Genomic DNA, 20,306 nt, shown 5'->3' on the forward strand with positions numbered 1-20,306 from the left:
ACCTCAAGAAATCAGAACGAAACGCCGCCTTCGCCAACCAACTTTTCCAGCGCCCAAATGAGCACGAAGTCGATCAGCACGATCAGCACGGCAAACGAAAAAACGGTAGGGTCGAGCGAAGACACGGTGCGGCTGTACATCCAGATCGGCACGGTCATGACGTCGATGGTGTAGAGGAAATAGGTCACGGTGAACTCGTTGAACGAGACGATGAACGCCAGCAGCATGCCCGCCAGAATCCCCGACTTCATCAACGGCACCACCACATCGACAATCGCCCGCAGCGGTGAAGCGCCGAGCATTTGCGCGGCCTCTTCGACTTCGCTGCCAATGGAAAGCATCGCTGCCGTGCAGTTTTTCACCACGAACGGCAGCGCCAGAATCACATGGGCAATCACCAGCCGCGAGGTGGTGATCTGGAATGGCAGGCTGTCGAACACCAGCAGCAAGGCCAGGCCCAACACCACCATCGGGAACACCAGTGGCAGCGACATCAATTGCAGCGCCACGGCCTTGCCACGGAACTCGCAACGGGTCAGCGCGTAAGCGGCCGGCACCGCGATGATCGTGGCGAAGATCATGGTCAGGCAGGCCACCAGCAAACTGGTGCTCATGGCTTTGCCCAGGCTCAGCACGTCGCTGGCGTCCGGCGAGACGAACGTGTGCCAGGCGGCCTTGTACCATTGCAGGCTGTAGCTGCTGGGCGGAAAGTCGAGGTTCGACGCGCCGCTGAACGACATGACGATCATGGTCAGGATCGGCAATACCGCCAGCAGCAGAATGAAGCCCGAGAGGATGCCGGCGAACTTGCCGGTATCGCCCGGCAACAGCGACTGACGCTTCTTGATCAAGGTGCTCATTGGGAAGCCTCCAGCATGCGCCGACGACGGCCAGTGATGTATTCGGACAAGGTCATGATTGCCAGGGTGGTAACGATCAGCACCACGCCGGCAGCGGACGCGGCAGGCCAGTTCATCAGCGGGGCGATCTGGTCATGGACCATTACCGCCAGCATCGGCACGCGCCGACCGCCGAGCAACAAAGGCACCACGAAGCTGCTGGCGTTGTAGGCGAACACCAGTGTCGCGCCGGTGATGATCCCCGGAAAACTCATCGGCAACACCACTTGGCGAAACACCTGCAGGCGACTGGCGCCCAGGGTGGCAGCGGCTTCTTCGTAAGTGCGGGCGACACCGCGCATGGCGCTGGCAATCGGCAGCACGGCCAACGGGAACGCGGTTTGCACCAAGCCCATCAATACGCCGTTCTGGTTGTACAGCAGCATGATCGGGCGCTTGATCAGGCCCAGGCCCATCAGCGCCTGATTGAGCATCCCGCCCGGGCCGAGAATCACCAGCCAGCCGTAACTTTGCAGCAACAGGTTGACCAGCAATGGCAACAGCACCGCCGCGAGGAAAATCCGCCGCACGAACGGTGAGGTCAGCCGCGACATGGTGTAGGCCACCGGGATCGCCAGCAGCACCGCGATCACCGCGCTGATCAGCGCCAGGCGCAGAGTCAGCAGCAAGGATTTGAGGTAGTACGGTTCCAGCAATTGCGCGTAACTGGCCAGGCTGAAGCCGGACCACTCCGCGCCTTTGGTGCCCATGCTCATGCGCAGCACCAAGAGGCTGGCGGCAATCAGCACGCCGAGAAACAGCATCGACGGCGACAGGAAAAGCCACGCACGCACTGTCGGTGAGACACCCCGATTAGCGCGCGTGGGTGCGACGCTTACCGGATGGGTCAGAGGTTGGTGTTCCATAGCAAGGGTCTCGTCAATGGAAAGCAGCTGGCAAACACAGTCCTCAAAACCACCGCGAACCCTGTGGGAGCGGGCTTTTGTGGCGAGGGGGCTTGCCCCCTCGCCACAAAAGCCCGCTCCCACATTTGATTTGCGGTGCTCTCAGGGCTTGTGTTCGCCACTCGATCAGGAAGAAAAGATTTCCGTGTAACGACGAATCCATTGGTCATGCACGGTGGCCAGGAAGGCGTTGTCGTGCATGATCGCTTTCTCGGCAATCTGCTCCGGCGTGAGGATGTACGGGCTCTTGCGCGCTTCGGCGGAGATGATCGCCTTGGCGTTGACCGGACCGTTGTAGATGTCTTCGGCCATCTTGCCCTGCACCAGCGGGTCCAGAGAGTGGTTGATGAAGGCATAGGCCAGGTCGGTATCGCCCGGACGGTTTTTCGGCATCACCGAGAGCATCAGGTCGGTGTAGAAACCTTCCTTCATGCCGAACGTGGCGCCCAGACCGTAGGCCGGGTCGCGGATCTGTTTGGGGAAAAACGCCGGTGCGTACAAGCCGCCCATGTCCAGGGACCCGGTGCGGAACAGCTCGGCGATCTGGTTCGGGTTTTCGCCCAGGGTCACCACGCGGCTCTTGAGCTCGGCGAGTTTCTTGAAGCCTGGCTCGATGTTGTGTTCGTCACCACCGGCCAGTTTGGCGGCGATGATGATCAGGTCCATAGCCTCGGTCCAGTTCGGCGGCGGCAGGAAAATGTTCGGCGCCAGGTCTGCGTCCCACATTGCGGCGTAGCTGTCGGGGGCTTCTTTCTGGGTACGGGTGCTGTAGACCAGGCTGTTGCACCACAACAGGTAACCGATACCGTGGCCATTGGCGCCGGTGCGATATTTCTCCGGCACGTCCACCAGGTTGGGGATGCGGTTGAGGTCGGGTTTTTCCAGCAGGTTGGCGGCGGCCAGGCCTTCGGCGCCGACGCCGGCCAGGGTGATGATGTCGTACTGTGGACGATCACCGCCGGCCTTGAGTTTGGCGACCATTTCCGAAGTACTGCCGGTACGGTCAGCGATGACCTTGCAGCCGTACTTGTCTTCGAAGGTCGCCGCAATATTGCGCAGTGCTGCCAGGCCAGTGTCATCGGACCAGGTCAGCAGGCGCAGGGTCTTGCCCGTAAAGCGCGTGTCGCTGGCATTGGCCCGGATGAACGGCATGCTCATGGCTGCCGCGGCTACCGACGCCACACCCACGGTTTTGATGAATTGACGTCTGTTCAGATCATGCTTGCCCATGAAGGACTCCCTTTGTTTTTTTAAGTATGAGGTTGGTCGCAACCGTTGCATCCGCGCGGCCAGATCGGCTTGAAGTCCCCGGTTTCAAAGGACTTGAGCTTGACCTGCGGGTTCATCCTGAGGTCGTGCAAAACACCTGACTATCGATAAATACTCATTGAAGCCATGACGTAAGTGCATGCCTCCTTTCGAGGCATGCGCTCACCGTTTTCGTGCTGTCAGACGGCCCGAATCACGTGTTTGATTTCCTGGAAAGCCTGCAAACCCCACGGCCCCAATTCGCGGCCGATGCTGCTCTGTTTGTAGCCACCCCAGGCGGTCTGCGGGAAGATCACTTGCGGCGCGTTGATCCACACAAGCCCCGCCTGCAAAGCGTTGGCGACCCGATCGGCGGCCTCGCTGTCGCGCGTGACCACACTAGCCACCAGGCCGAACGGGCTGTCGTTGGCCAAGGCGATCGCCTCGGCTTCAGAGCTGAAACTGCGCACGCAAATCACTGGGCCGAAAATCTCTTCGCACCACAACGCACTCTCGAGGGGCGCGTCGACGAAAACGGTTGGCTGCAAAAAATAACCGCGCGACAGGTCTGCCGGACGATTGCCGCCGCAGATCAGCTTCGCGCCAGCGCTCAAACCGCGATCGATGTGGCCCAGCACCCGCTGGTATTGCGCCTGGTTGACCAGTGCGCCCATCTCCACGTTCGGGTCGAACGGGTCGGCCACGCGGATGGCTTCGGCACGGGCCTTCAATCGCGCAACAAATTCATCCGCCAACTCATCGGCGACGAGCACGCGACTGGTCGCGGAACACATCTGCCCGGCGTTGAAGAAACCGCCGCCACAGGCCACTTCCACAGCCAGTTCGATATCGGCATCGGCGAGCACCAGCAGCGAGGATTTACCGCCCAGTTCCAGGCTCACGCCTTTCACGGTTTCCGCCGCCCGCTGCATCACCTGCACGCCCACCGCGTTGCTGCCGGTGAAGGAAATCTTGGCGATGCGCGGGTCAGCCGACAGCGGTGCGCCGACCGCAAGGCCGGTGCCGCAGACCAGGTTGAACACACCGTTTGGCACACCGGCCTCGGCAATGATCGTCGCCAGTTCCAGCTCCGGCAGCGGCGTCACTTCAGACGGTTTGAGCACCACGCAGCAACCGGCGGCCAGGGCCGGGGCGAGTTTCCAGGCGGTGGTGACCATCGGGAAATTCCACGGCACGATCAGCCCCACCACACCGCACGGTTCGCGGCGCAAACGGGCGCTGAAATCGTCGCTCGGCAATGCCACGGCGCTGTCTTGTTTCGCGTCCAGGCCTTCAGCCAGACCGGCGTAATACTCGAAGGTGGCGATCACGTCGTCGACGTCGATGGCCGCTTCGAACAGCGGTTTGCCGTTGTTGCTCGACTGCAACTTCATCAACTGTTCCCGCCCGGCCTGCACGCCCGCGGCGATTCTGCGCAGGATCGCCCCGCGCTCGGCACCGGTGGTTTTCGACCATTGCTTGAAAGCGTTGGCCGCAGCGGTGACGGCCTGATCGACAGCGCGTGCATCGCCGCCGTTAACGGTGGTTAGCAGGGCTTCGGTCGCCGGGTTGATCACACGCAGATGTTCGTTGCCAGCGGACCATTGGCCGTCGATGAACAGGCCATCAAGAGTGGTAGGAAAACTCATTGCGACACCGCCTTCATCCACTGGGTCTGGTCGATTTCAATCAGGGTCGGACCCTGGCGGTCGGTGGCCAGGCGCAACGCATCACGCAATCCGTCAACACTGCTGACCGCTTCGGCCGCACAGCCCAGCGCTTTGGCCACACCAATGAAATCGGGGGTATAGATGTCCACGCCCACCGGCTCGATGGCGCGGTTGACCATGTATTTCTTGATCTCTTCGTAGCCCTGGTTATTCCACAGCAACACGATCACCGGCGTGCGGGCTTCCACCGCGCTGGCCAGTTCCGGCAAGGTGAATTGCAGGCCGCCGTCGCCGATCAGGCACACCACCGGCGGACGCGTGCCGCCTTCAACGCTGCCACCGAGCCAGGCGCCAATCGCCGCCGGCAAGGCGTAACCGAGGGTGCCGTAACCGGTGGACGAGTTGAACCAGCGACGCGGACGCTCCGGGTTGAAGGTCAGGTTGCCGGTGTACACCGGTTGGGTCGAATCGCCGACGAACACCGCGTTCGGCAATTCGTACAGCACGGTCTCCAGGAAGCGGGTCTGGGCCAGAGTTGGGGCGTCCCAGGTCGCGGCGAGCTCTTCTCGCAAGCGAGCGGCGCGCACCTGGCCCCAGTCGTTGCGTCGCTCGGCCAGCGACTTGTGGGACAGCGCGCTCAGCAGGGCCTGGGCGGCATTGCGCGAGTCGGCCACCAACGCCACCTTCGGCGGGTAATTACGCACGGTCTGGTCTGGGTCAATGTCCACGCGCAGCAGCACGCCCGGGATTTCGAAGCCGCCGGCAAAGGTGACGTCGTAATCGGTTTCGGCCAGTTCGGTGCCGATGGCCAGCACCACGTCGGCCTCGGCCACCAGCGCACGGGTGGCCACCAGGCTTTGGGTCGAACCGATCAGCAGCGGATGGCTGGATTCGAGCATGCCTTTGGCATTGATGGTCAAGGCCACTGGCGCATCCAGCAGCTCGGCCAGTTCAGTCAGCTCGGCCGCCGCATCGATGGCGCCGCCACCCGCGAGAATCAATGGGCGTTTGGCACCGGCCAGCAGGTCGGTCATGCGGCTGATCGCGCTGGGCGAGGCACCGGCACGATCGATGTTCACCGGCACGCTGGCGAGCAGATCATCGGCCCCTTCGACCAGTACGTCCAACGGGATTTCGATGTGCACCGGACGCGGGCGACCGGCCTGGAACAGCGCGAAGGCCCGCGCCAACACGCCCGGCAATTCCGCCGCCGACATCAAGGTATGGGAGAACGCCGCCACGCCGCCGACCAGTGCGCTCTGGTTCGGCAGCTCATGCAGCTTGCCGCGCCCACCGCCCAATTGGCTGCGTGTTTGCACGCTAGAGATCACCAGCATCGGGATCGAGTCGGCGTAAGCCTGGCCCATGGCGGTGGTGATGTTGGTCATGCCGGGGCCGGTGATGATGAAGCACACGCCCGGTTTGCCGCTGGTGCGGGCATAACCGTCGGCCATGAAACCGGCGCCCTGTTCGTGACGTGGAGTGACGTGGTTGATGCTCGAACGGGCCAGCCCGCGATACAGCTCCACGGTATGCACCCCGGGAATGCCGAACACCTGCTCGACCCCGTAATCTTCGAGTAACTTGACCAATACTTCGCCGCACGTCGCCATGTGTTTGCCCTTTTTGTTCGTTTGAGACGCCGGGCCTGCGCAGTGTTTATGATGGATTGGCAGGCCCGGGAATGGCCTCATTGGAACGGGCGACACGTAGCCGCAACAATGGATAAAAAGTCATACTAGCCATGTCCTCACGTCATACCTTGGATCCCAATGAAACGACTGCCTCCCCTGCCGGCGCTGCACACTTTTCTGATCACCGCGCAGTGCTGCAACTTCACCCGGGCCGCCGAACAGCTGCACATCACCCAAGGCGCGGTGAGCCGGCAGATCGCCGGGCTGGAAGATCATCTGGGTTATGAGCTGTTCATTCGCCAGGCGCGGGGCTTGAGCCTGACCGCCGAAGGACGTGAGTGGTTGCCACGGGTGCAGCAGATTTTCGGCCTGATCGACGAGGCCGTGGAGCAGATCGGCGAGAAGCGCGAAACCTTGCAACTCAAGGCGCCGACCTGCGTGATGCGCTGGCTGTTGCCGCGCCTGTTGCAGTGGCAAAAGGAACGTCCGGATGTGCCGGTGGAGTTGACCACCACGGTGAAACACGGCGTGGACTTTCATCGCGAGCAGTTCGATGCGGCGGTGATGTACGGCGCGCCGCCGGACAGCTCGCTGACCTCCCATCATTTGTTCGATGAGCAACTGACGCCGGTTTGCTCCCGTCCTCTGCTGGAAGGTCCCGTGCCACTTTTAACCCCCGATGATCTGGAGCACCATCTGTTGCTGCATCCGACTCGCGATGAAAGGGACTGGAAAGCCTGGCTCAAAACTGCCGACGTTCACTTAAGCAATGTCGGCAAAGGGCAGCATTTCGAAACCCTGGATCTGGCCATGTCGATGGCTTCTCAGGGCACAGGTGTAGCGATCGGAGATTGGTCGTTGATTGGCGATGACTTGCGCGCCGGGCGGTTGGTGATGCCGTTTGCACTGAAAGTACGTACAGGATTGGCCTACTACCTTGTCCACCCTCAACGACCGGCCCCGAGCGCTCCGTTGGCTGAGCTGCTCGATTGGCTGCAAGCTCAGGCGCGTGCTACGTCATAGGCGAGCGGCCACTCAACGCCAGGCAATTGCACCCAGGTAATTCAGCATGGCCGTATAGCGCCCGGCCATTGCCTGAATCGACAGCACATCACGAATCAATTGCGGCTCGTTCGTTTGTAAAAAGTGCTCGTACGCCGTCAATAGTTTTTGTGCTTCTTGCACCCAGTTTCGAGTGACCTGATCGAGCGATGCAATGGCTTCAAGTTTCTGCAGGCGACTGCCCGCATCCTGGATCTGGGCCTCGGTATCTGTCAGCGCCTTTTGCACCTCATCCAGTCGGGTTCGAACACCGTCTCGAGCCTGTGTCAGGTTGGAGTAGCGGCGTCCATTCTCAATCCCTTCCAGATTGCCTTTGAGGCGTGCGAGCACCAGTTCAAGGAATTCACGATCCGGCTTTTTGGTGGTCACCAGTTTGATTGCCGACTCGATTTCCCGTGCACTAGGGATCAGGCTATCAAAAATATCCAGCCAACCCGGGGCCTGGAAATGCTCAATCTGAGCATCAATGGTACGCTTTTCCTCCTGAAGCTTTGCCTGATCTTCCCTGTACCCGGCACCTGCCTGCTCCACGCGTATGCGTCGATCCGTTTCGATCCGGACCAGATCGATACCATCTTCGGCAAAACGGATGGCCTCCAGATTGCCCAATCCCTGATGTAAATACTGGGTGGCAGTCTGTATCGGCCCCCGCGTACTCTCAACACGACGCGCGCAGTATTTCACCAGCTCAATGAGCTTCTCTTCACGCAGGCTGGCCGTTGCGGAGGGATGACTCTGAATCTCTTCAAGGCGCGCCAGCACGCTGGCGAACCCGACGTTACCCAGCGACGCAACGGCCCTTTTTATATGGTCGCCTATGTGCTGATCATCGGTATTGAGCTGAGCACGCAGGCGCAAAGTCTTGTCCATTACCGCCGGCAAAAAGGCAAACGTATTATCGGCCACCAAGGTATTGAAGTGGCTTTGGCTCGCCTTCATCACCTGCCGGTCGGGTGTCGCGTAATCAGGAGCGCCGTTAACAGCATTGTTCATCATGAACATTTCATCCTTGAAAATATTAAAAATAGAATTTAACCAACCACTTCATTGAAAACCTTTGACAGGGCTCTGGCATGCCCTTGAATAACATCCCAAGGCTCGACCACCGTCTGCAAGTCCAAAACCAATATATTTAAATCAAATGCATTATCGACTTGAGCCAAACGGATAGCAGACTCCTGAACATTGACCCACAGGATCGCCCATACATCCTCCAGATTCTTCGCGCCTTTCTCTGCATCCACCATCAGCGACTTTATATTACTCAATTGCCCAGCCAGACCGCTCAACAACGTCGAAAGAGTTGCCCCTTCCATTCCTTTCAGCAATTCGGCCCGACGCTCGTTCAAGGTATTTTTCAGACCTCTGACAGTTTCCGCCTTCGATCCGAATATACCGCCGGTAACAGCAACACCGATAGGGCCGAACACCAACCCCGTAAAGGTATACCCGACCAGGCTATCGTACTCCGCGACTTTCTCTGCAATCTGTTGATCCAAGTCTTTAATCTGATCTCTTAGATTTTTAAGCCGCTTGGGCTCTTCGATACCAGCCTTTTCAATATTGCCCAGTTTGGCATCGACTATTGGTATGAGATCTGCTGAAATCTTGCGGGAAAATTCGACGGCCAACGCTTTGACGGCCGTTATGCGGGTATAAAAAACTTCAATATCACTTTTCATTCTCCCGAGATACCTGACCAGACTTTGTACCTTCTCTGTGTCGGAGTTCCCCATCGGGATAGCCATCAATACCGCACGTTCCGCGTCCGATAAGGTATCGATCGTGCCGCTTAAATCCTTGTACCCGCTGAATTTCTCCAGATGACCGATCACCAGCCGTCCGGTGTTGATGAACCCCTTGGCAAAAAGATCCAGCCGTGTCCCCAGGTCTTTGGTATCGCGCTCCAGCGTTGCCCAGGAAAGCGCATGCTGATGAATTTTCTGATGCAAATTCTGAATGTCACGAGGCTCCAGTCCATCCACATTGATCTGGGTATAACCGAGCAGTTTTTCTACGGCGCTCAGGTCAACCGGTTGGAGAAGGCTCTGGCTGACATACTTTCTGATGGCAACGATATTTTCCTTTTTAACAATAAAGGTTCCATCCTGGTAATGAGGTGCATCGTAACCCGCCATAACACCAAAATATTGAACAGGTACATATTTTGCCGCTTCCGTGACCGTATCCACGCCTTGTAGTTCTGCAACCGCTTCTAGCGCAACGCGCGTTAATTTAGTTTCAGTATCTTCTGCCGCATCCGCGCCTTGTAGTTCTACAAACGACTTCAGCGCAGCACGCCTTATCTCACTTCCCTGATCGTGACCCATAGTGCCATCCCTAACAGCTTCAGCTGACTGAGTTATATATCAATAAATTACAGGATTTACATTTCCCACCACGCATCGTGGCAGAGCCCACGGTAACCTTCTAAATCCTCCTCATCAACTCTCCACATAAGGGCGCAGACTGTAGGAAATCAAACCCACGACACTGCCGATTTTTAACCTTACGAAAAAACCACAATACGCAAACACCCCACTAACTAACCCAAACTAGAAAAGTTACCGAAAGACACATTTTCAACACGCATAAAAAAGCACAAGTCACCGAAATAACTTGTGCTTCTTGTTTCGCGATATATCAGTAGCCGACGGTGAATCGCTGTCGCGCGTGGGACATACTTTCAACTTCATCTATCATCGCAATTGCATAATCGGCAAAACTAATCCAGCTTCGCCCTTGTGCACTGACCAGTAAGTCGTTTTTGCCTAGCCGAAACTTGCCCGTACGCTCACCTTCGACAAACTCCGCCGACGGCGACAGGAAGGTCCAGTCCAGCTCCTTTTCCTGATGCAAGGTATTGAGGAACTCGGCACCGGCGCTGGCCTCAGCCTTGTACTCCGGCGGAAAGCCTTCACTGTCGATCACTCGAGTACCGTCCGGCAGCAACAGCGAACCGGCACCGCCCACCACCAGCAGACGTTTGACACCGGCCTTCTTCACCGGCTCGATAACCGCGCTGGCGGGGATGGTAGAGAAATGCGCCGCGCTGATCACCACGTCATGGCCGGCTACTGCCGCTTGCAAAGCCACGGCATCGAGCACGTCGACGTTTTTGCTGACGACACCGGCACGCTGGCCGATTTTCGAGGTGTCGCGGGCGATGGCGGTGACGCTGTGACCGCGACGCAGGGCTTCTTCCAACAGTTGGCTACCGGCACGACCGGTGGCACCGATGATTGCGATTTTGCTCATGACGTTCTCCAGTTGGCTTGGGTGAATCTGTATTGATGTGTATGGCACGGGGCGACGAAAATCCTGTGGTGCGAGGCTTGCCCGCGAAGAAGGCGCCGCGGTTTTTTCAGGGATTACGCGTCATCGTTCTTCGCGGGCAAGCCTCGCTCCTACAGGTTCTGCGTCGCCCCCCTCGCCACTGTTCAGCGGGTTACCACTTCATCTCGCCCTTGGCGACTTTGGCACTCAGCTCCAACGAGCTTTCTTCGCCCAGGGTCGGGTAGCGTTTTTTCATCGCGCCGATCAGTTCGGCTGAATCTTTCGCCTTGGCGGTTTCTTCGTCGAAAGCCTTGATGTAATCAGCGGTGAACTGTACAGCCGCCAGAGAGCGAGCGCTCTCACCGAGGTAGTGACCCGGCACGATGGTTTTCGGCTTCAAGGCTTCGATCGTGTGCAACGTCGTCAGCCAATCGGCATGAGACTGCGGGGTCTGGGTATCAGCCATCCACACATGAATGTTCTCGGCGACAACCACGCCACCGACCACTGCCTTGATCGACGGTATCCACACAAAGCTGCGATCCGGTTGCTTGCCATCCAGGCCGAGCACCTGCAGTTTCTGCCCTTCCAGCATCAGGCTATCGCCCTTGAGCACGTGCGGCACGATGGTTTTGTTCGGCACGTCGGCGCCCATTTTCGGACCCCAGAACGCCAGTTTGCCGTCGACGGTTTTCTTGATGTGATCAACGGTCGGTTGCGAGGCCAGCACTTTGGCTTTCGGGAACGCCTGGGTGATGGTGTCGAGGCCGAAGTAGTAATCCGGGTCACCGTGGCTGATGTAGATGGTGGTCAGTTGCTTGCCGCTGGCGCGGATTTTTTCCACCACTTGTTCGGCCTGGGATTTGCCGAATTGTGCGTCCACCAGAATCGCTTCCTTCTCGCCACTGACCAGTACCGAGGTCACCGGGAAGATTGCGTTGGTGCCCGGGTTGTAGACGTCCAAGGTCAGGGTCGACGCCGCAGCGGCATGGGCCGCGAAGCCCAGTGCCGCGGTTGTCAGAAGAATGCGTTTGATTGAAGTGAAGCCGATCATCTGTTGCTCCGTTGTCCGAATGCCGTGCTTGGCGATGGGACAGAGCTTAGTTGCCTGGTTCGATACAAAAAATGCGATGCTTGAACATAGTTTGTTTCTGAAAGCGGGCAAATCATGGATCGTCTACAAGCAATGCGGGTGTTCGTTACGGTGGTGGACCTGGGCAGCCAATCGGCCGCCGCCGATCACCTGGACCTGTCGCGGCCGGTGGTTTCACGGTATCTGGCGGAGCTGGAAGATTGGGTCGGCGCACGCCTGATGCACCGCACCACGCGCAAATTGAGCCTGACCGCCGCCGGCAGCGAAATCCTGCCCCGGTGCCGGCAGATGCTCGATTTATCCAGCGACATGCAAGCCGCCGTCAGCGAGCCGGACGACGCACCGCGCGGCCTGCTGCGGATCAGCGTCAGCACCTCGTTCGGCCAGGCGCAACTGGCGGATGCCATGGCCGCCTACGTCAAACGTTACCCCGGCGTAAGCATCGATCTGCAAATGCTCGACCGCACGGTGAACCTGGTGGATGAGCGCATCGACCTGGCCATCCGCACCAGCAACGACCTGGACCCGAATCTGATCGCCCGGCGCCTGACGGTGTGCCGCTCGGTGATCTGCGCCTCCCCCGCTTACCTGCGCGAGCACCCGGCGCCGCAGCGGGTCGAAGACCTGAGCCTGCACAATTGCCTGACCCACTCCTACTTCGGCAAAAGCCTCTGGCATTTCGAGCAGGATGGCGAACCGGTCTCGGTGCCGGTGCAGGGCAACATCAGCGCCAACGAAGCCAGCACGCTGTTGCGCGCGGCGATGGCCGGGGCCGGCGTGGCGATGCTGCCCAGTTACCTGGCCGGCATGCATATCCACAGCGGCGAACTGATCCGCCTGCTGCCCCAGGCCGAGCCCCGTCAGATGAACATCTATGCGGTGTATGCCTCACGCAAGCACATGCCGGTGGCGTTGCGCAGCATGCTGGATTTTCTGGTGCTCAGATTTCCCGAAGAACCGGCGTGGGATGTGGGCCTTTAACCGGAGCGAATGTGGGGTGGTTTTGATGGCAACTCACCGGCGCTGACCTATGCTCAAAGCAGTACCCAAGGGTATTCGTTCAGAGGTCAACGCCATGAACATCAAAACAAGAAGATACCTCGCCATTTTCATCACCTGCGCGGCGACGCTGGCGCTGTATGGCACAGCCGCCTGGCGTGTCGAACAGTTGCGCAAAGTGCCCCATGACTTCGCGAGCTGCAACTTCGAGCGCTGCATCCCCCACAGCGCAAGCCTCAACGCCCTCCGGTAACGAACACCTTGTGGTGAGGGGGCTTGTCGGAACGCCGCACCGCCCCGTTCGGCTGCGCAGCAGTCGTAATTCGGTGAATGCGGTGTTCTCATTGAAATGCCGGGGCCGCTTCGCGACCCAACGGGGGCAAGCCCCCTCGCCACAGGGGTCAGGTCTCGCTCTTCTGATCGGCAGCGTCCTGATCGGCCTTCAAGCGGTCGCGAAAAGCCTTGGGCGAGATCCCCACCCGACGTCGGAACAAGCGTGTGAAGTTGGTCGGATCGGAAAACCCCAGCACATCAGACATTTCATAAATGGTCATGCTGGTGTAGGTCAGCAAGCGCTTGGCCTCCAGCAACTGACGCTCGTGCATGATCTGCAACGCCGGTTGCCCCGCCAGTTCACGGCACGTGCCGTTGAGGTGGGACACGGAAATCCCCAGCCGATGGGCCAGGTCCTCGACCTTGACGTGCTGGCGATAGGTCTCCTCCACCAGCTGGATAAAACCGTTGAGGTATTCCCGGGCACGCTGCGGACGCTGATTGGCAGCGCGGCGCTGGATCACCTGACGGCTGACCCACACCATGATCACGCTGACCAGCGAATGCATGAGCATTTCCCGCGCTGGTTGATGGCCGGTGTATTCGCTTTGCAGCGCTGAAAACAGGCTGTTGAGGTACTCGCTGTCCTTGCCCGCCGGGTAGCTTTCGGCTTGGGCCAGGGCATTTACCGAATTGCCCAACTGCGCCTGAAGATGGGCGACCAGCGGCGCGGCCAGGGTGACGACGAACCCTTCGACGTCCTCGGAAAACCGATAACCATGCACCGATAACGGCGGCAGAATGATGATTGCCGGCTCAGCCAATTGTGAGCGTTTCCCTTCGATCTCAAGCTCTGCCTGACCTTTGAAGACGAAGAGCAACTGACACAAATCAGCGTGGCGATGGGGTTTTATTTCCCATTGATGTTCGCGGCTGCGTTTTGAAATGGTTTCACAGTGGAGCAAATCGGGGGTCGGCCAATCCAGGCTTTCACCGTAGAGTTTGAACACCGGAATCGATGGCAGGGCGGGCTTGTTCATCACTTCAATCCAGGCCTCGAAGGTAACGGGGCGATAATCGCACCGATTGGCAGAATGTACAGGTATCGGCTCAGTTTTCACCTTCAATTGACAGACCCGCAAGTGAAAAATGCAAGCACTCGATCCATAAAAATCATCCACCGGCGTTGGTCGCGTGGAGCTTGCGAGTCATAAAAACAATGAAAACACTAAGAACCCAAATCGCCATCATCGGCGCCGGCCCCTCTGGTTTGCTACTCGGCCAATTGCTGCATAACGCCGGCATCGACACCCTGATTCTCGAACGCCAGACCCCGGACTATGTGCTGGGGCGCATCCGTGCCGGTGTCCTCGAACAAGGCATGGTAGAGCTGTTGCGTCAGGCCGGAGTGGGCCAGCGCATGGACGCCGAAGGGCTGGTCCACACCGGCTTCGAACTGGCCCTGGACGGGCGCCGGGTACACATCGATCTGCAGACATTGACCGGTGGCAAAACCGTGATGGTGTATGGCCAGACCGAGGTCACCCGCGACCTGATGGCCGCTCGTCGGGACGCTGGCGCGCAGACAATTTATGCAGCTGGCAACGTCGTCCCCCACGGCATGAAAAGCGCTGAACCCTATGTGACCTTCGACAAGGACGGCGAAACGTATCGACTCGATTGTGACTACATCGCCGGTTGCGACGGTTTCCATGGCGTGGCGCGGCAGTCGATTCCTGCCGACTGCCTGAAGGTGTTCGAGCGGGTGTATCCGTTCGGCTGGCTGGGGATTCTCGCTGACACTCCGCCAGTTCACGAGGAGTTGGTCTACGCGCGGCATGAACGGGGCTTTGCGTTGTGTAGCATGCGTTCGCCGACACGCACCCGTTATTACCTTCAGGTACCGGCCCAGGATCAGGTCGATGACTGGTCCGACCAACGCTTCTGGGACGAACTCAAATCCCGTCTGCCGGCGGCCCTCGCCGATGTGCTGGTGACCGGCCCGTCGATCGAGAAAAGCATCGCGCCGCTGCGCAGTTTCGTGGTCGAGCCGATGCAGTACGGGCGGATGTTCCTGGTCGGCGACGCCGCGCACATCGTCCCGCCCACCGGTGCCAAAGGCCTGAACCTGGCGGCCAGCGACGTCAGCACGTTGTTCAATATTCTGCTGAAGGTTTACCGCGAAGGCCGTGTTGATTTGCTGGAGAAGTATTCAGAAATCTGCCTGCGGCGGGTGTGGAAAGCCGAACGGTTTTCCTGGTGGATGACCTCGATGTTGCATCGCTTCGACGAGCACGACGCGTTCAGTCAGCGCATCAGCGAATCGGAACTGGCCTATTTCGTTGACTCCGAGGCGGGCCGAAAAACCATCGCGGAAAACTACGTCGGCCTTCCATACGAGGCTATCGAATAGGCTCCTATCGACTTACACTGGCGAGCACTCCCGCTCGCCTTGCCTCTTGCGGGTCCATCACTGCCCGCAGGTTTTACCGTGACCAATCTCAACCGGCCTGAAACGCCCAAACCGGCCATTCGCAGCGTGCTGATCGCCCTGATGCTGGCGATCTTTCTGGGTGCGCTGGACCAGACCATCGTCGCGGTGTCGATGCCGGCGATTTCCGCGCAGTTCAAGGACGTCAGCCTGTTGGCCTGGGTCATTTCCGGCTACATGGTGGCGATGACCGTGGCGGTGCCGATCTACGGCAAGCTCGGCGATCTGTATGGCCGCCGCCGGTTGATGCTGTTCGGCATGGGCTTGTTCACCCTGGCTTCATTGTTTTGCGGGATGGCGCAAAGCATGGAGCAACTGGTGCTGGCGCGGATCTTTCAAGGCATCGGCGCCGGCGGGATGATTTCGGTGAGCCAGGCGATCATCGGTGACATCGTTCCACCGCGCGAACGCGGTCGCTATCAGGGCTACTTCAGCAGCATGTACGCGGTGGCCAGCGTGGCCGGCCCGGTACTCGGTGGCTACATGACCGAATACCTGTCCTGGCGCTGGGTATTCCTGATCAACCTGCCGTTGGGCCTGGGTGCCTGGTGGGTGGCTTATCGCACGCTGGTAGGGCTGCCGGTACCGCAGCGCAAGCCAATCATCGATTACCTTGGTACGTTGCTGATGATCATTGGCCTGACGGCGTTGTTGCTGGGCATCACTCAGGTTGGCCAGGGGCATTCGTGGCGCAGTCCCGAAGTGGTGGGTTTGCTCGGTTGTGCGGTGGTGGTGCTGGCCGTGTTCGTCTGGCATGAACGGCGGGCGCGGGAACCGTTGCTGCCGATGCATTTGTTCGCCAACCGCAATGCGATCCTTTGTTGGTGCACGATTTTCTTCACCAGTTTCCAGGCGATTTCCCTGATCGTGCTGATGCCGCTGCGCTTCCAGAGCGTCACCGGCGCCGGGGCCGACAGCGCGGCACTGCACCTGTTACCGCTGGCCATGGGCTTGCCGATAGGTGCCTATTTCGCCGGGCGCCGGACCTCGGTGACCGGTCGTTACAAACCGATGATCCTGACCGGCGCGTTGCTCATGCCGTTGGCGATTCTCGGCATGGCGTTCAGTGCGCCGCAGGCGTTTGTGCTGAGCAGCCTGTTCATGTTGCTCTGCGGAATCGCTGGCGGCATGCAGTTCCCGACGTCGTTGGTGGGCACGCAAAACTCGGTGGAGCAACGGGACATTGGCGTTGCCACCAGCACCACCAATCTGTTCCGCGCTCTGGGCGGCGCAGTGGGCGTGGCGTTGATGTCGGCGCTGTTGTTGGCGTTGTTGCAGGATTCCAGTTTCGCGCACCTGACCGGCTCGTCGCTGATTGCCGAGGGTCGTTCGGGGAATGTCTTGCTCGACGGTTTGAACGCCGCGCCGGGGGATGCGCAAAACGCCTTGCGCGCCGAGTTGCTGCTGACCTTCAGGCATTTGCTGATGGTCAGCGCGGCGGTGTCGCTGCTGGGGCTGGCGGCGGCGATTGCCATGCCGAACAGGGTGTTGCGCGGGCGGGAAGACAAGGTTCGGTAGAAAGACCGAGTCGCCTGCATTCGCGAGCAAGCCCTGTGGCCAGTGTAGTGAGAGGGATTATCTGTGGTGGGCGGATTATCTGTGGCGAGGGGGCTTGCCCCCGTTCGGCTGCGCAGCAGTCGCAAATCAGGCACCACGGACTATCTGAAAAGCCGTGGTGAATGGAGATGGGGCGGCTACGCCACCCAACGGGGGCAAGCCCCCTCGCCACAAGCAAGCTCCCTCGCCACAAAAGTCCCACTCCACAGGCCCACTCCACACAACATCACTGCATCGGGCTATTGAGTCCGGGCGTGCAGCTGTTGTTGCAGGTTCTGGATCTGCGCCTGCAGGGTGTTGATGTTGCGGGTGACCTGGCCACGGAAGGCGTCGAACTCGGCGGTATTGTTGCCACCTTGCGCCGCGGCCGGGCGGTTGTCCTGTTGGCTTTTGAGCACGATCATGTCTTGCTCCAGACGCTCGACGGCGGCGCTCGGGTTACCTTGCCGCTTCAGCGCAGCGATATCGGCGCCAAGGCTTTTGAGTTGGGCGTCGACTTTGCTGGTATCGGCCGATGCGCTCTTCAACGCGGCCAGTTCGCCGCTCAAGGCTTTGACCTGGGCCTGCAACTGAGCATTGGCGGCTTGTTGTTCGCTGGCCTGCGTGGTCATTTGCGCCAGGCGCTTGTCCAGATCGGAGGTCTGGCCGAGCACGCCTTGCTGCTGTTTGCTCTGATCCTGGAGTTTGCTTTCCAGCTGTTTGCTCTGGTCCTGGAGCTTGCCTTCCAGTTGTTTGATCTGCAGCTTCAACGCTTCACTGCCGGTGTTGACCGTGGACTGGCTGGCCACGACCTTGCCGGAAATGTCCTGCAAGCGCCCCGCCGCTTCCTCACTGATACGGGCGAAACTTTCCTGGGTCGCCACCAGTTGTTGTTCCATCAGCGATATCTGCTGGAAACTCCACCAGGCAAGGCCAGCGAAGGCAAAGAACAACGCACCGACCAACGCCCATAACGGGCCGGTGCTCGGGCCTTTGACCTTGACTACCGGTGTGGTGCGCGAATGCACGGAAGTGCGCGCGGTGGTCGGAAAATCATCGTCGTCGAGGCTGTCGGCACGCAGGCTCGGTACATCGTCGAAGTCGTCGTTGGCATCGTTACGCATGGACATTGAGTCAACCTTTGTAAAACGCGGTGATGGCTTGATGGGGCGAAGTATAACCCTCGCTGCCGCACCGGTTGACCCTGAACCCTGAACTCGGTTCAGTGAGGGCCGGCCCTTGTGTGTCAGCGAATGTCCTGAGCCTTCCACCAGGCGCAAAATTCATCGAGGGCGGTCCAGAGACTGACTTTCGGATCGTAATCCAGATAATGCCGGGCGCGACTGATGTCCAGGGTGAAATTTTTGTTCATTACCTGCATGCCCAGCCGCGACAGGGTCGGCTCGGGACGACCCGGCCACAGCTTGCAAACACCCTCGTTGAGCGCGGCAAGGCTGTAGGCCAAGCCGTAGGAACGGTAACGGGTCACCTGTGGCACATCCATTTTGCGCATCACGTAATTGACCACATCCCACAACGGCACCGGCGCTCCGTTGCTGATGTTGTAGGCCTTGCCCAAGGCCGAACCGCTGGCCAGCAAGCTGCTGAACAACACCTCATTGAGGTTTTGCACACTGGTGAAGTCAACCTTGTTCAGGCCATTGCCGATAATCGCCAACCGCCCTTTGCGCTGCATCTTCAGCAACCTGGGGAAAATGCTCATGTCGCCTGCGCCCGTCACGAAACGCGGGCGCAGGGCCAGGGTTTCGAGGCCGAACTCCTGCGCACCGAAAACTTTTTGCTCGGCCAGGTATTTGGTTGCGGCGTAAGGATGCTTGAAGCGCTTGGGCACCTGGTCTTCGGTCAACCCCAGATGATCGCGGCCATCGAAGTAAATCGATGGCGACGACAAGTGCACCAGGCGCCGCACCCGTTGTTTCAGGCAGGCCTCGACCACGTTCTCGGTGACCTCGACGTTGCCTTGATGGAAGTCCTGATAGCGCCCCCACAAACCGACAGCGCCGGCGCAATGGACCACGGCTTCGACGTCGGAACACAGGTCGCGCGCCAGTTGCGGGTCGCTCAAGTCGCCCTGGATGAACTCGGCACCACGGCGCACCAAATGCTCGACGCTCTCGGCCCGGCGACCGTTGACCCGCACATCCAGGCCCTGCTCCAGGGCAAAACGCGCAAAGCGTCCGCCAATGAAGCCGCTTGCGCCGGTGACCAGAATCTTCATGTATTGCTCCGAATATTTCGTTTTGCATATTGCGTAGGACGTGAGGTCTTGACGCCAGCCGTCAGTCCAACGGCACCAGCCATTGCTTCGACGAGCGCACCAATTGATCGGTGAGTAACCCCAACAGCTGACCGCCATTGCGCCAATGATGCCAGTACAGCGGCACATCGATCGGCTTATCTGGCAAAAGCTCCACCAATTGGCCGCGCGCCAGTTGCTCGCGCACCTGCAATTCAGGCACCAGGCCCCAGCCAAGCCCTGCTTCCGTGAGACGAAGAAAACCTTCGGAAGACGGGCATAAATGATGTTCGAAACCACCATTCACGCCGACTGACGCGAGGTAACGATGCTGCAGGAAATCGTCCGGGCCAAATACCAGCGCCGGGGTTCTGGCCAACTGATCGGCGCGCACACCTTGGGGAAAATGCCGGGCAATGAATGCAGGGCTGGCCAACGCACGGTAGCGCATCGCCCCCAACAGCACGCTGCGCGCACCGGCCACCGGCCGCTCGCTGGCGCACAGACACCCCGCCACTTCGCCTGCGCGCATGCGTTTGAGGCCGACGGTCTGGTCTTCCACCACCAGGTCGAGCAACAGATGCTCCTGCGCGCAAAAATCCCCCACCGCCGCAGCCCACCAGGTGGCCAGGCTGTCAGCGTTCAGCGCGATGCGCAGGCGTTCCGGCAGGCCTTCTTCGTCCAGCGCCGGCACCAGGCTTTGCAGATCGCGCTCCAGCAATCGCACCTGCTGCACATGGTTGAGCAATCGCCGGCCAATCTCCGTCGGAGCCGGAGGCGTGACCCGCACCAGCACCGGTTGGCCGACCCGCGCCTCGAGCAGTTTGATGCGCTGGGAGATGGCCGATTGGGACAAGCCCAAGACCTGCGCGGCGCGTTCGAATCCGGCCTGCTCGATCACGGCAGCGAGCGCGGACAGTAATTTGTAGTCGAACATCAGTTTTCCTAATGAGCGATCAGCAC

18 protein-coding genes are annotated in these 20,306 nt (G+C 59.6%); 5 read left to right on the forward strand and 13 right to left on the reverse strand.

All coding sequences use genetic code 11. The features are described from left to right. Window positions 1-11: 11 nt before the first annotated feature. The 5 genes from AF70_RS15355 to AF70_RS15375 all read right to left on the reverse strand — a co-directional run bounded on the left by AF70_RS15355 (window position 12) and on the right by AF70_RS15375 (window position 6,335). A complete protein-coding gene (locus AF70_RS15355) occupies window positions 12-860 on the reverse strand; it encodes an ABC transporter permease (RefSeq protein WP_019581521.1) in 849 nt (282 codons plus the stop codon). Then, entirely contained in the window at window positions 857-1,765 is a 909-nt protein-coding gene (locus AF70_RS15360) for an ABC transporter permease (protein WP_028939434.1), read from the reverse strand. The genes AF70_RS15355 and AF70_RS15360 overlap by 4 nt, the downstream gene beginning before the upstream one ends. Window positions 1,766-1,930: 165 nt before the next feature. Then, entirely contained in the window at window positions 1,931-3,034 is a 1,104-nt protein-coding gene (locus AF70_RS15365; RefSeq protein WP_018926559.1) for an extracellular solute-binding protein, read from the reverse strand. 218 nt (window positions 3,035-3,252) lie between these two features. After that, the gene (locus AF70_RS15370) at window positions 3,253-4,701 is read right to left on the reverse strand and encodes an aldehyde dehydrogenase family protein (RefSeq protein ID WP_028939435.1); all 1,449 of its coding nucleotides are present in this window, start codon (window positions 4,699-4,701) and stop codon (window positions 3,253-3,255) included. After that, window positions 4,698-6,335 carry a 5-guanidino-2-oxopentanoate decarboxylase gene (locus AF70_RS15375; protein ID WP_028939436.1) on the reverse strand — a complete coding sequence of 546 codons (1,638 nt, stop codon included), beginning with the start codon at window positions 6,333-6,335 and terminating at the stop codon, window positions 4,698-4,700. Before AF70_RS15375 ends, AF70_RS15370 begins: the two co-directional genes overlap by 4 nt. Window positions 6,336-6,494: 159 nt before the next feature. Between AF70_RS15375 and AF70_RS15380 the strand changes: the two genes are divergently transcribed. Continuing rightward, window positions 6,495-7,379 (forward strand): LysR substrate-binding domain-containing protein, encoded by an 885-nt coding sequence (locus AF70_RS15380; protein WP_028939437.1) that lies wholly within the window; start codon window positions 6,495-6,497, stop codon window positions 7,377-7,379. A 12-nt stretch (window positions 7,380-7,391) separates the two neighbouring features. Here the strand turns inward: AF70_RS15380 and AF70_RS15385 are convergent, their stop codons facing one another. From AF70_RS15385 to AF70_RS15400, 4 genes are all read right to left on the reverse strand, one after another. Beyond that, a complete protein-coding gene (locus AF70_RS15385) occupies window positions 7,392-8,414 on the reverse strand; it encodes an alpha-xenorhabdolysin family binary toxin subunit B (protein WP_169342485.1) in 1,023 nt (340 codons plus the stop codon). A gap of 35 nt (window positions 8,415-8,449) precedes the next feature. Continuing rightward, entirely contained in the window at window positions 8,450-9,748 is a 1,299-nt protein-coding gene (locus AF70_RS15390) for an alpha-xenorhabdolysin family binary toxin subunit A (RefSeq protein ID WP_028939439.1), read from the reverse strand. A gap of 313 nt (window positions 9,749-10,061) precedes the next feature. Further along, window positions 10,062-10,676 carry an NAD(P)-dependent oxidoreductase gene (locus AF70_RS15395; RefSeq protein ID WP_028939440.1) on the reverse strand — a complete coding sequence of 205 codons (615 nt, stop codon included), beginning with the start codon at window positions 10,674-10,676 and terminating at the stop codon, window positions 10,062-10,064. Between the two features lie 190 nt (window positions 10,677-10,866). Continuing rightward, window positions 10,867-11,748: an MBL fold metallo-hydrolase gene (locus AF70_RS15400; RefSeq protein ID WP_028939441.1), complete on the reverse strand. Its 882-nt coding sequence runs from the start codon at window positions 11,746-11,748 to the stop codon at window positions 10,867-10,869. Window positions 11,749-11,862: 114 nt separating this feature from the next. Here AF70_RS15400 and AF70_RS15405 point away from each other — a divergent pair, with 114 nt between their 5' ends. After that, window positions 11,863-12,768, forward strand: coding sequence for a LysR family transcriptional regulator (locus AF70_RS15405; RefSeq protein ID WP_019581528.1), 906 nt, complete (start codon window positions 11,863-11,865; stop codon window positions 12,766-12,768). Between the two features lie 94 nt (window positions 12,769-12,862). Then, window positions 12,863-13,039 (forward strand): hypothetical protein, encoded by a 177-nt coding sequence (locus AF70_RS15410; protein WP_167331182.1) that lies wholly within the window; start codon window positions 12,863-12,865, stop codon window positions 13,037-13,039. A 148-nt stretch (window positions 13,040-13,187) separates the two neighbouring features. Here AF70_RS15410 and AF70_RS15415 read toward each other — a convergent pair whose 3' ends face one another. Continuing rightward, on the reverse strand, window positions 13,188-14,099 hold the full coding sequence (locus tag AF70_RS15415) for a helix-turn-helix domain-containing protein (RefSeq protein ID WP_018926567.1): 912 nt from the start codon (window positions 14,097-14,099) through the stop codon (window positions 13,188-13,190). Window positions 14,100-14,278: 179 nt separating this feature from the next. Between AF70_RS15415 and pobA the strand changes: the two genes are divergently transcribed. Both pobA and AF70_RS15425 read left to right on the forward strand, forming a co-directional pair. After that, window positions 14,279-15,472 carry a 4-hydroxybenzoate 3-monooxygenase gene (pobA, locus tag AF70_RS15420; RefSeq protein WP_019581530.1) on the forward strand — a complete coding sequence of 398 codons (1,194 nt, stop codon included), beginning with the start codon at window positions 14,279-14,281 and terminating at the stop codon, window positions 15,470-15,472. Between the two features lie 78 nt (window positions 15,473-15,550). Continuing rightward, window positions 15,551-17,068 (forward strand): MDR family MFS transporter, encoded by a 1,518-nt coding sequence (locus AF70_RS15425; protein ID WP_028939442.1) that lies wholly within the window; start codon window positions 15,551-15,553, stop codon window positions 17,066-17,068. A gap of 278 nt (window positions 17,069-17,346) precedes the next feature. On the opposite strand, the gene AF70_RS15430 is transcribed toward AF70_RS15425, so the two are convergent. The 3 genes from AF70_RS15430 to AF70_RS15440 form a co-directional block, all read right to left on the reverse strand. Next, complete coding sequence (locus AF70_RS15430; RefSeq protein ID WP_028939443.1) at window positions 17,347-18,216, reverse strand: hypothetical protein; 870 nt, start codon at window positions 18,214-18,216, stop codon at window positions 17,347-17,349. Window positions 18,217-18,332: 116 nt separating this feature from the next. Then, the gene (locus AF70_RS15435; RefSeq protein ID WP_028939444.1) at window positions 18,333-19,325 is read right to left on the reverse strand and encodes an NAD(P)-dependent oxidoreductase; all 993 of its coding nucleotides are present in this window, start codon (window positions 19,323-19,325) and stop codon (window positions 18,333-18,335) included. A 61-nt stretch (window positions 19,326-19,386) separates the two neighbouring features. Continuing rightward, window positions 19,387-20,280, reverse strand: coding sequence for a LysR family transcriptional regulator ArgP (locus AF70_RS15440; protein ID WP_018926572.1), 894 nt, complete (start codon window positions 20,278-20,280; stop codon window positions 19,387-19,389). Window positions 20,281-20,306: the final 26 nt, after the last annotated feature.

This window comes from Pseudomonas sp. KD5 (assembly GCF_012932895.1).
Lineage (GTDB): Bacteria > Pseudomonadota > Gammaproteobacteria > Pseudomonadales > Pseudomonadaceae > Aquipseudomonas.